Source organism: Microcella sp. (assembly GCF_030645145.1).
Taxonomy (GTDB): Bacteria; Actinomycetota; Actinomycetes; order Actinomycetales; family Microbacteriaceae; genus Microcella.
The window spans coordinates 16,007-26,248 of record NZ_JAUSMI010000108.1 but is presented as its reverse complement, the minus strand read 5'-3'; the positions used below and the strand labels follow the sequence as shown (position 1 = coordinate 26,248).

Sequence of the window (10,242 nt, the reverse complement as noted above, 5' to 3'; positions counted from 1 at the left end):
CGCGGGCGAGGCCGCGCTGCGCGAGCCCTCCGAGCCGCGCGGGCCGTCCGCCCCCTCCGTCCCGCCCCAGCCGATCGTCACGACGACGCCCACTCCTGCGCCGACGACGCCGCCCGGCGAGGAGGTGCTCGCGATCGGCGACTCGGTCATGCTCGCCTCGGTGCCCGCGCTGCAGGAGCGCTTCCCGGGCATCGCGATCGACGCCGCGGTGTCGCGTCAGATGCGCCAAGCGCCCGAGATCCTCCGCGGGCTCGCCGAGCGCGGCGAGCTGCGGCCCACGGTCGTCGTCGCGCTCGGCACGAACGGGCCGATCGAGGCCGCGACGCTCGACGAGGTCCGCCGCATCCTCGGCCCCGAGCGCGAGCTCGTGCTCGTCACGACGCACGCCCCGCGCGGCTGGACCGACGAGGTCAACAGCACCCTGGCCGCCTTCGCCGATCGGTACCGCGCGGTCGAGCTGAGCGACTGGCGATCGGCGATCCAGTCGCGGCTCGACCTGCTCGCGGGCGATCAGATCCATCCGGGGCCGACGGGCGGGAAGGTCTACGCGGAAGCGCTCGAGGCGCCTCTCACCCGACTCGCCTCGCTGCCGCGCGTGGCGGACTACCTGCCGGATCCGCTCGACCGGGGCTGAGCGCCGGAGGGGGACGCCCGCGGACCGGACGATCAGTAGGCGACGCGGTAGGAGACATCCCGCGACGTCGCCGTGAAGCCGAGTCGCGTGTAGACGCCGAGCGCGCCCGTGGGGTTCTCGGCGTCGACGTCGAGCACGACCCGCTCGAGGCCGGCATCGCGCGCGGCGCGCATGACGTCGGCGAGGAGAGCGCTCGCGAGCCCGCGACCCCGCCACTCGCGGACGGTGCCGACGAGGCCGATGTAGCAGCCGGTGAAGCCCTGCCGCTCCCAGTCGTCCTCGTTGATCTCGGTGAGCACGAAGCCGACGACCTCGTCGTCGACGAGAGCGATGCGGCTGAGATCGGGGCGGGCGCTCGGCAGGGCGAGCATCGAGCTCCACCCCTCGACGGTCGCCGGCTGGCTGCCCCAGTGGTCGGCGAAGGTCGCGTTCTTCGCGTGCCGCACGGCCTCCGAGAGTTCGGCGCTCATCGGCTCGACGCGGACGCCCTCGGGGAGCGGACGGTCGAGATCGGCGCCCTCGAGAGCGGCGACGAGGGTCGTGAAGTAGCGCGAGGGCTCGAAGCCGGAGCGCTCGAGCAGTCGGCCGTGCTCGGGAGACAGGTCCGCGGCGTACGACAGCAGCCAGGCGGGCAGGATGCTGTCGCTGCGCGACAGACGCTGCTCCGCGCGCGCTCGCTGCCAGTCGAGCAGCCGCCGCCCGAGTCCGCGCCCGCGGCGCTCGGGGTGCACGCCGCCGGGCAGGATGATCCGCAGCAGCGACTCGGGCTCGGGCATCTCGATGACGAGACCCCACGCGACGAGCGCGCCGTCGGCATCGAGCGCGAGGGCGCTGTCGTTCGGCAGGTCGATCCACGAGTGGTCGAGCTCGTCGACGATCTCGGCGAGGCTCTCGCTCCAGTCGGGGTGGTCGCGTCGGCTCATGGCCTCGAGCAGCTCGGTGATCGCGGGAGCGTCGTCGATCGTCGCGGGGCGCCACGTGACGCCGCCGACGGAGTCCGGCAGGCGGACCTCCCGCGGTGCGGGGACGCGCTCGCGGAGCGGGGGCAGGGGGGCGACCTCGGTCATGGCAAAAGAGTAGGGCCCCGTCCGATCGGACGGGGCCCCGGGTCGCTCGGAAGCGACGGGACTACTTGGACTCGGCGTCGGCGTCGGTCGACTCGGCGTCGGTCGCCTCGGTCTCGGTCGCCTCGGCGTCCGTCGACTCGGTCTCGGTCTCGGCGGACTCCTCGGGAGCCTCCTCGACGTCCTCGGTCGGCTCTTCGACGGGGGCGGCGGGCGCCTCCTTCGCGGCGGACTTCTTCGCCGACTTCGGCTTCGGGCTCACGGGCTCGAGGACGAGCTCGATGACCGCCATGGGGGCGTTGTCGCCCTTGCGGTAGCCGACCTTCGTGATGCGGGTGTAGCCGCCCTCGCGCTCGGCGACGAGCGGAGCGATCTGCGTGAAGAGCTCGTGCACGGCGCTCTTGTCGCGGATGATCGTCATGACGCGACGGCGGGCGTGGAGGTCGCCGCGCTTCGCGAAGGTGATGAGGCGCTCGGCGAGCGGGCGGAGGCGCTTGGCCTTCGTCTCGGTCGTCGTGATGCTCTTGTGCGTGAACAGCGCGGTGGCGAGGTTCGCGAGGAGCAGGCGCTCGTGGGCGGGGCCTCCGCCGAGGCGCGGACCCTTGGTGGGCTTAGGCATGATCAGTGTTCTCCAGTGTCAGGTGCTGCCGGGGCTGTCGGGGACGACGGGCCCTTAGATGTAGTCGTCCTCGTTGCCGCCGTAGTAGTGGGCGCCGTCGAATCCGGGAACCGCGTCCTTGAGCGAGAGGCCCATCTCGACGAGCTTGTCCTTGACCTCGTCGACCGACTTCTGCCCGAAGTTGCGGATGTTCATGAGCTGCGTCTCCGAGAGGGCGACGAGCTCGCTGACGGTGTTGATGCCCTCGCGCTTGAGGCAGTTGTAGCTGCGCACCGAGAGGTCGAGGTCCTCGATGGGCATCGACAGCTCGGTCGAGAGAACGGCGTCGACCGGCGCGGGGCCGATCTCGATGCCCTCGGCCTGCGTGTTGAGCTCGCGCGCCAGGCCGAAGAGCTCGGTGAGCGTGCGGCCCGCCGAGGCGATCGCGTCGCGCGGCGTGATGGCGGGCTTCGACTCGACGTCGACGACGAGGCGGTCGAAGTCGGTGCGCTCACCGGCGCGCGTCGCCTCGACGCGGTAGGTGACCTTGAGCACGGGCGAGTAGATCGAGTCGACGGGGATCTGGCCGGCCTCGCTGAACTCGCTGCGGTTCTGGGTCGCGCTGACGTAGCCGCGGCCGCGCTCGATGGTGAGCTCGAGCTCGAACTTCGCGTTGTCGTTGAGCGTCGCGATCACGAGCTCGGGGTTGTGGATCTCGACACCAGCGGGGGCCGAGATGTCGGCCGCCGTGACCTCGCCGGACCCGGTCTTGCGCAGGTACGCCGTGATGGGCTCATCGTGCTCGCTCGAGACGACGAGGTTCTTGATGTTGAGGATGATCTCGGTGACATCCTCCTTCACGCCCTGGATGGTGCTGAACTCGTGCAGCACGCCGTCGATGCGGATGCTCGTGACGGCAGCGCCGGGGATCGACGAGAGAAGAGTGCGGCGAAGCGAGTTGCCGAGGGTGTAGCCGAAGCCCGGCTCGAGCGGCTCGATGATGAACCGCGAGCGGAAGTCGGAGACGCTCTCCTCGGTGAGGGTGGGACGCTGTGCGATGAGCACTATGGATTCCTTTCGGCAAAGTGTCCGCCATATGACACTTGTTTGCGACGAGTGGCTGGCTCGTCGAGTGTGTTGAGTTATTGAGGTCGTGCGTCTGAAGCAACCCGCCGGAACCGGCGGCCGAGACGGCCGCCGGAACTGGCGTCGCGGCGAGGCCCAGAAATGGGCCTCGCTCTAAGCTCCAGCGTTCAAACGCGGCGGCGCTTGGGCGGGCGGCAGCCGTTGTGCGCCTGCGGCGTCACATCGCTGATCGAGCCCACCTCGAGGCCGGCGGCCTGGAGCGAGCGGATCGCGGTCTCGCGGCCCGAGCCGGGGCCCTTGACGAAGACGTCGACCTTCTTCATGCCGTGCTCCTGCGCCTGGCGCGCGGCCGACTCGGCGGCGAGCTGAGCGGCGAACGGGGTCGACTTGCGCGAGCCCTTGAAGCCGACGCCGCCGGACGAGGCCCAGCTGATGACGGCCCCGCTGGGGTCGGTGATCGAGACGATCGTGTTGTTTAACTTCGACTTGATGTGGGCCTGGCCCTCGGCGATGTTCTTCGTCTCCTTGCGACGCGGCTTGCGAGCGGCCGACTTGGGTGCTGCCATGTTTTTCTCTCTCCGTGTGAGTTCGTGGCGCCGGGCGATCGTGCGCCCGGCAGTCGGCTACTTGCGGCCGGCCTTCTTCTTGCCGGCGACGGTGCGCTTCGGGCCCTTGCGGGTGCGAGCGTTGGTCTTGGTGCGCTGGCCGCGCACGGGCAGGCCGCGACGGTGGCGGATGCCCTCGTAGGAGCCGATCTCGACCTTGCGGCGGATGTCGGCGGCGACCTCGCGGCGGAGGTCTCCCTCGACCTTGTAGGTGCCTTCGATGTGGTCGCGGAGCTGGACGAGCTGGTCGTCGCTGAGGTCCTTGACGCGAGTGTTCGGGTCGATGCCCGTGGCTTCGAGCGTCTCGACGGCGCGGGTGCGGCCGACGCCGTAGATGTAGGTGAGGGCGACCTCGACGCGCTTATCGCGCGGGATGTCGACTCCGGCAAGACGGGCCATGACGGCTCCTTCGGATGAATCGGGGAGGTGTGGAGCAGTTCCGGTGCCCGGGCCTCCCGCCCGGGGTGTCGGCCGCGTCCGCGGCTTCTGGAACTGCCAGTTCGTCTATTCAGTTATGAGCTCTGATGCTGGCGCTGATCTGAGCTTGCTCAGATCAGCCAATAAGCACTGGGCTGGCCGCAAGCAGCGGCAAGGCGTCAGCCTTGGCGCTGCTTGTGGCGCGGGTTCTCGCAGATGACCATCACGTTGCCGTGGCGGCGGATCACCTTGCACTTGTCGCAGATGGGCTTGACGCTGGGGTTGACCTTCATGGTTCTTCCTTCGGGGGGTTCGCTGGCCTCGTGCGCCGGGTGGAGTCCCGGGCCGTTCCTTGTGCAGCGAGATCCGTTACTTGTAGCGGTAGACGATCCGGCCGCGGGTCAGGTCGTAGGGGCTCAGCTCCACGATCACGCGGTCCTCCGGGAGGATGCGGATGTAGTGCTGGCGCATCTTGCCCGAGATGTGGGCGAGCACCTTGTGACCGTTGGTCAGCTCAACGCGGAACATCGCGTTGGGCAGAGCTTCGATCACCGCGCCCTCGATTTCGATGACACCGTCTTTTTTGGCCATAGCCTCTTCGTCGCTAAAAGTTGGGGATTTCGCTGGTCGTGCGCATACCGGCACCCGTGGGAGTCCGCGTCGACTGCACAAGCGACGCGCCACGTCGACACGCCGAAGGCGTGCCATGAGCACCAAGGGTCAAGCTTAGGTGGTAAAGACGCTCGCTGGCAACTCGGCGCCGCGCGGGGGGAGCGGGCGTCAGCCGGCGACGACGACGCCGCGCTCGGCGAGCGCCGACGCGATGCGCGCGGTCACCTCGTCGATCTCGCCGATGCCGTCGACCTTGACGAGCATGCCGCGACCCTCGTAGACGCCGACGAGCGGAGCCGTCTGCTCGCGGTACACCGCGAGACGGTGGCGGACGACCGACTCGTCGTCGTCGCTGCGCCCCTGATCGAGAGCGCGCTGACGGAGCCGCTCGACGACCACATCGGGGTCTGCGACCAGCTCGACCACGACATCCATCGCCGTGTCGTGCTCGGCGAGGAAGGAGTCGAGGTAGGCGACCTGGTCGAGGGTGCGCGGGTACCCGTCCAGCAGGAAGCCCGACGCGCAGTCGGCCTGCTCGAGGCGGTCGCGCACGAGGTCGTTCGTGAGCGAGTCGGGGACGTTGTCGCCGGCATCCATGTAGGCCTTCGCCTTCACACCGAGCGGCGTCTCGTCCCGGACGTTGGCGCGGAAGATGTCGCCCGTCGAGATGGCGGGCACCCCCAGCAAGTCGCGGAGCCGAGCGGCCTGCGTGCCCTTGCCCGCACCGGGCGGGCCGATGAGCAGCAGTCGTGCGCTCACTTGAGGAGCCCCTCGTAGTGGCGCTGCTGGAGCTGCGCGTCGATCTGCTTCACCGTCTCGAGGCCGACGCCGACGATGATCAGGATGCTCGCCCCGCCGAACGGGAAGTTCTGGTTGGCGTTGACCGTGGCCAGAGCGATCAGCGGGATGAGCGCGACGAGACCGAGGTACAGCGAGCCGGGGAGGGTCACGCGGGTGAGGACGTAGTCGAGGTACTCGGCCGTCGGACGACCGGCGCGGATGCCCGGGATGAAGCCGCCGTACTTCTTCATGTTGTCCGCGACCTCCTCCGGGTTGAAGGTGATCGCGACGTAGAAGTACGTGAACCCGACGATGAGGAGGAAGTACACGATCATGTAGATCGGGTTGTCGCCCGAGACCAGGTTGTTCTGGATCCACACGACCCACTCGGGCGCGGTCTCGCCGGCCTGCGGCTGGTTGAACTGCGCAACGAGCGCCGGCAGGTACAGCAGCGACGAGGCGAAGATGACGGGCACGACGCCCGCCATGTTGACCTTGATCGGGATGTACGTGTTGTTGCCGCCGTACGTGCGACGGCCGACCATGCGCTTGGCGTACTGCACGGGGATTCGTCGCTGCGACTGCTCGACGAAGACGACCGCCGCCATGACGAGCAGGCCGAGGCCGAGCACGAGCAGGAAGATGTCGAAGCCCTGCGCCTGGGCGATGGCCCACAGCGCCGACGGGAAGGTCGCGGCGATCGAGACGAAGATCAGCAGCGACATGCCGTTGCCGATGCCGCGCTCGGTGATGAGCTCGCCGAGCCACATGATGAGGCCCGTGCCCGCGGTCATCGTGATGACCATGAGGAGGATCGCGTACCAGCTCGAGTCGGTGATGAGCTGGCTGCACTCCGCGACGCCCGACGTGGTCGGGAAGAGCGCGCCGGCCCGGGCGACCGTGATGAGCGTGGTCGACTGCAGGACGGCGAGCGCGATCGTGAGGTAGCGCGTGTACTGCGTGAGCTTGGCCTGGCCGGCCTGACCCTCCTTGTAGAGGGTGTCGAAGTGGGGGATGACCACGCGCAGGAGCTGCGTGATGATCGACGCCGTGATGTACGGCATGATCCCGAGCGCGAAGATCGAGAGCTGCAGGAGCGCGCCACCGGAGAACAGGTTGACGAGCTGGTAGAGCCCGGTCGCATCGGCGTTGCCCGCGAGGCAGATCTGGACGTTCTCGAAGTCGACGAACGGCGCAGGGATGAACGAACCCAGACGGAAGAGCGCGACGATTCCGAGGGTGAAACCGATCTTCCGGCGGAGGTCGGGCGTGCGGAAGATCCGCCCGATAGCTCTGAACACGAGACCTCCCGTACTAAACAGCATGAGCACCTCGTGCGCGACGGCTCGAGATGCTGTGGCCCGGTTGGGCCGGAAGCCGGGCGGCCCCCGGAGGGGCCGCCCGAGCGGCTAGTTGATCGAACCGCCGGCCGCGACGATCTTCTGCTCCGCGGAGCGCGAGACCTTGTCGACGGCCACGTTCAGCTTAACCGCAATGTCGCCGTCGCCGAGAACCTTGACCTTCTCGTTCTTGCGCACGGCGCCCTTGGCGACGAGGTCGCCGATGGTGACGTCGCCGCCCTTCGGGTACAGCTCGGCCAGCGTCGCCAGGTTCACGACCTGGTACTCGACGCGGAACGGGTTCGTGAATCCGCGCAGCTTGGGCGCGCGCATCACGAAGTTGAGGTTGCCGCCCTCGAAGCCGGGGCGCACCGAGTAGCGGGCCTTCGTGCCCTTGGTGCCACGGCCGGCCGTCTTGCCCTTCGAGCCCTCACCGCGGCCGACGCGGGTGCGGTCCTTCTTCGACCCGGGAGCGGGGCGGAGGTGGTGGACCTTGAGCACCTGCGGGCGCGCGACCTCGGTCGACTCCGCCTTCTTGGCCGGAGCCTTCTTGGCCGGAGCCTTGGCAGCGGGCGCCTTGTCGGCGGCGGGCTTGGCCGGAGCCTTGTCGGCAGCAGCCTTGGCGGGAGCCTTCTTGGCCGGAGCCTTCTCGGCGGCCGGCTTATCGGCGGCCGCCTTGGCGGGAGCCTTCTTCGCCGGAGCCTTCGCCGCAGCCGGCTTGTCGGCAGCGGCCTTCGCCGGAGCCTTCTTCGCCGGAGCCTTGGCAGCGGGCGCCTTGTCAGCGGCGGCCTTGGCCGGCGCCTTCTTGGCCGGCGCCTTGTCGGCGGCGGCCTTCTTCTCTTCAGCCATTAGTCAATCTCCTCGACCTTGACGAGGTGTGCGACCGTGCGGACGTACCCGCGGTTGGCCGGGCTGTCCTCGCGGACGACGACATCGCCGATCCGCTTGAGGCCCAGGCTCCGCAGGGTGTCGCGCTGGTTCTGCTTCTCGCTGATTACGGACTTGATCTGGGTCACCTTCAGACGCGAGGCCATCACGCACCAGCCTTTCCGGCCGCGACCTTGGCCGCGTGGGCCTCGGCGCGGACGAGACGGGCCGGAGCCACGTCCTCGAAGTCGCGACCACGACGGGCGGCGACGGCACGCGGCTCCTCGAGCTGCTTGAGCGCCTCGACGGTCGCGTGCACGATGTTGATCGTGTTCGACGAGCCGAGCGACTTGCTCAGCACGTCGTGGATGCCCGCGCACTCGAGCACGGCGCGCACTGGTCCACCGGCGATGACACCGGTACCGGCGGCGGCGGGGCGCAGGAGCACCACACCGGCGGCCGCCTCGCCCTGAACGGGGTGCGGGATCGTCTGGGCGACGCGGGGGACGCGGAAGAAGTTCTTCTTCGCCTCCTCGACGCCCTTCGAGATCGCGGTCGGGACCTCGCGCGCCTTGCCGTAGCCGACGCCGACGAGTCCGTTGCCGTCGCCCACGACCACGAGGGCCGTGAAGCTGAAGCGACGGCCGCCCTTGACGACCTTCGACACGCGGTTGATGGTCACGACGCGCTCGAGGAACTGGCTCTTCTCGGTGTCGCGCGCACCGCGGTCGCGGTTGGGGTTGCGCTCGCGGCTGCCGCGGCGGGCCTCGCGAGGCTCCGTCGACGGCTCCGACGATGCGGCGGTCTCCACGGGGGCCTCTGCCGCCACGGTCTGCTCCTTCGCGATGTTGTTGATGTCTGCCTCGCTCACAGGCTCAGCCCTGCCTCTCGCGCTCCATCGGCGATCGCGGCGACGCGACCGGCGTAGCGGTTGCCACCGCGGTCGAACACGACCGCCTCGACGCCGGCCTGCTTCGCGCGCTCGGCGAGCAGCTCGCCGACCTTGCGGGCCTTGGCGGTCTTGTCGCCCTCGAACGTGCGGAGGTCGGCCTCCATCGTGGAGGCGCTAGCCAGGGTGTGGCCCTTGGTGTCGTCGACGATCTGGACGAACACGTGGCGCGCCGATCGGGTGACGACGAGGCGCGGACGCTCGGACGTGCCGGCGATGCGCTTGCGGAGTCGGGCGTGACGGCGGCCCTTGGCGGCCGTCTTGCTCTTGCCTCTAGTTCCGAGACCCATGATTACTTACCACTCTTTCCGGCCTTGCGGCGCACGATCTCGCCGGCGTACCGCACACCCTTGCCCTTGTACGGCTCGGGCTTGCGGATCTTGCGGATGTTCGCTGCGACCTCGCCGACGGCCTGCTTGTCGATGCCGCTGACGGTGAGCTTGTTGTTGCCCTCCACCGTGAAGGTGATCCCGGCGGGCGGGGTGACGGTGACGGGGTGCGAGAAGCCGAGCGCGAACTCGATGCTCTCGCCCTTGGCCTGCACGCGGTAACCGGTGCCGACGACCTCGAGGCCCTTGGTGTAGCCCTGGGTCACGCCGACGATGTTGTTGGCGATGAGCGTGCGGGTGAGGCCGTGGAGCGAGCGCGACGCGCGCTCGTCATCGGGACGGGTCACGACGACCTGGTTGTCCTCGATGGCGACCTCGATGGGGCTCGCCACGGTGAGCGCGAGCTCGCCCTTGGGGCCCTTGACGGAGACGGCCTGGCCGTCGACCGTGACCGTGACACCACCGGGGATGTCGATGGGCATGCGTCCGATACGTGACATCTCAGATCACCACACGTAGGCGAGGACTTCCCCACCCACGCCCTTCTGCATCGCCTCGCGGTCGGTCAGCAGACCCGAGGAAGTCGACAGGATGGCCACGCCGAGGCCGCCGAGGACGTGCGGGATCTCGGTGGACTTCGCGTACACCCGGAGGCCGGGCTTCGACACGCGCTTGATGCCGACGATCGACCGCTCGCGGTTCGGGCCGTACTTCAGCGACAGCGTCAGGGTCGATCCGACGCGGGCGTCCTCGACGGCCCAGTCGGAGATGTAGCCCTCGCGCTTGAGGATCTCGGCGATGTTGGTCTTGAGCTTGCTGCTGGGCAGCGAGACCGACTCGTGGAAAGCCGAGTTCGCGTTGCGCAGTCTGGTCAGCAGGTCTGCGACCGGATCTGTCATCGTCATGATGATGTTCCTGTTCTCGTCCGGTTTCCGCGCCCGTTACACGAACGCGGACCTGT

At 68.9% G+C, this 10,242-nt stretch carries 15 protein-coding genes and 1 pseudogene; 1 reads left to right on the top strand and 15 read right to left on the bottom strand.

Annotated elements, in window-relative coordinates; genetic code table 11:
• A pseudogene (locus Q7T15_RS07740) lies at nucleotides 1–634 on the top strand (acetyltransferase); the annotation flags it as partial.
• A gap of 32 nt (nucleotides 635–666) precedes the next feature.
• Here Q7T15_RS07740 and Q7T15_RS07735 read toward each other — a convergent pair.
• The 15 genes from Q7T15_RS07735 to rpsH all read right to left on the bottom strand — a co-directional run bounded on the left by Q7T15_RS07735 (nucleotide 667) and on the right by rpsH (nucleotide 10,186).
• Nucleotides 667–1,701, bottom strand: coding sequence for an N-acetyltransferase (locus tag Q7T15_RS07735; protein WP_304694964.1), 1,035 nt, complete (start codon nucleotides 1,699–1,701; stop codon nucleotides 667–669).
• 61 nt (nucleotides 1,702–1,762) lie between these two features.
• A complete protein-coding gene (gene rplQ, locus Q7T15_RS07730) occupies nucleotides 1,763–2,317 on the bottom strand; it encodes a 50S ribosomal protein L17 (protein WP_304694962.1) in 555 nt (184 codons plus the stop codon).
• Nucleotides 2,318–2,371: 54 nt separating this feature from the next.
• Nucleotides 2,372–3,361: a DNA-directed RNA polymerase subunit alpha gene (locus tag Q7T15_RS07725; RefSeq protein ID WP_182491781.1), complete on the bottom strand. Its 990-nt coding sequence runs from the start codon at nucleotides 3,359–3,361 to the stop codon at nucleotides 2,372–2,374.
• Nucleotides 3,362–3,549: 188 nt separating this feature from the next.
• Nucleotides 3,550–3,948, bottom strand: coding sequence for a 30S ribosomal protein S11 (gene rpsK / locus Q7T15_RS07720; protein ID WP_304694959.1), 399 nt, complete (start codon nucleotides 3,946–3,948; stop codon nucleotides 3,550–3,552).
• 57 nt (nucleotides 3,949–4,005) lie between these two features.
• Nucleotides 4,006–4,386, bottom strand: coding sequence for a 30S ribosomal protein S13 (gene rpsM, locus Q7T15_RS07715; protein ID WP_304694957.1), 381 nt, complete (start codon nucleotides 4,384–4,386; stop codon nucleotides 4,006–4,008).
• Nucleotides 4,387–4,583: 197 nt separating this feature from the next.
• On the bottom strand, nucleotides 4,584–4,697 hold the full coding sequence (gene rpmJ, locus Q7T15_RS07710) for a 50S ribosomal protein L36 (RefSeq protein ID WP_047561540.1): 114 nt from the start codon (nucleotides 4,695–4,697) through the stop codon (nucleotides 4,584–4,586).
• A gap of 76 nt (nucleotides 4,698–4,773) precedes the next feature.
• Nucleotides 4,774–4,995, bottom strand: coding sequence for a translation initiation factor IF-1 (infA, locus tag Q7T15_RS07705; RefSeq protein WP_055857193.1), 222 nt, complete (start codon nucleotides 4,993–4,995; stop codon nucleotides 4,774–4,776).
• Between the two features lie 189 nt (nucleotides 4,996–5,184).
• Nucleotides 5,185–5,775 carry an adenylate kinase gene (locus Q7T15_RS07700; RefSeq protein ID WP_304694946.1) on the bottom strand — a complete coding sequence of 197 codons (591 nt, stop codon included), beginning with the start codon at nucleotides 5,773–5,775 and terminating at the stop codon, nucleotides 5,185–5,187.
• A complete protein-coding gene (secY, locus tag Q7T15_RS07695; RefSeq protein ID WP_304694944.1) occupies nucleotides 5,772–7,097 on the bottom strand; it encodes a preprotein translocase subunit SecY in 1,326 nt (441 codons plus the stop codon). Before secY ends, Q7T15_RS07700 begins: the two co-directional genes overlap by 4 nt.
• Nucleotides 7,098–7,205: 108 nt before the next feature.
• Nucleotides 7,206–7,985: a 50S ribosomal protein L15 gene (gene rplO / locus Q7T15_RS07690; protein ID WP_304694942.1), complete on the bottom strand. Its 780-nt coding sequence runs from the start codon at nucleotides 7,983–7,985 to the stop codon at nucleotides 7,206–7,208.
• On the bottom strand, nucleotides 7,985–8,170 hold the full coding sequence (gene rpmD / locus Q7T15_RS07685) for a 50S ribosomal protein L30 (RefSeq protein ID WP_304694939.1): 186 nt from the start codon (nucleotides 8,168–8,170) through the stop codon (nucleotides 7,985–7,987). Before rpmD ends, rplO begins: the two co-directional genes overlap by 1 nt.
• Nucleotides 8,170–8,859, bottom strand: a complete 690-nt coding sequence (rpsE, locus tag Q7T15_RS07680; RefSeq protein WP_182491832.1) for a 30S ribosomal protein S5 — start codon at nucleotides 8,857–8,859, stop codon at nucleotides 8,170–8,172. The genes rpmD and rpsE overlap by 1 nt, the downstream gene beginning before the upstream one ends.
• A gap of 11 nt (nucleotides 8,860–8,870) precedes the next feature.
• Nucleotides 8,871–9,242 carry a 50S ribosomal protein L18 gene (rplR, locus tag Q7T15_RS07675; RefSeq protein WP_304694937.1) on the bottom strand — a complete coding sequence of 124 codons (372 nt, stop codon included), beginning with the start codon at nucleotides 9,240–9,242 and terminating at the stop codon, nucleotides 8,871–8,873.
• A 2-nt stretch (nucleotides 9,243–9,244) separates the two neighbouring features.
• Nucleotides 9,245–9,781, bottom strand: coding sequence for a 50S ribosomal protein L6 (gene rplF / locus Q7T15_RS07670; RefSeq protein WP_304694935.1), 537 nt, complete (start codon nucleotides 9,779–9,781; stop codon nucleotides 9,245–9,247).
• Nucleotides 9,782–9,787: 6 nt separating this feature from the next.
• Entirely contained in the window at nucleotides 9,788–10,186 is a 399-nt protein-coding gene (gene rpsH / locus Q7T15_RS07665; protein WP_055857205.1) for a 30S ribosomal protein S8, read from the bottom strand.
• Between the last annotated feature and the right edge of the window lie 56 nt (nucleotides 10,187–10,242).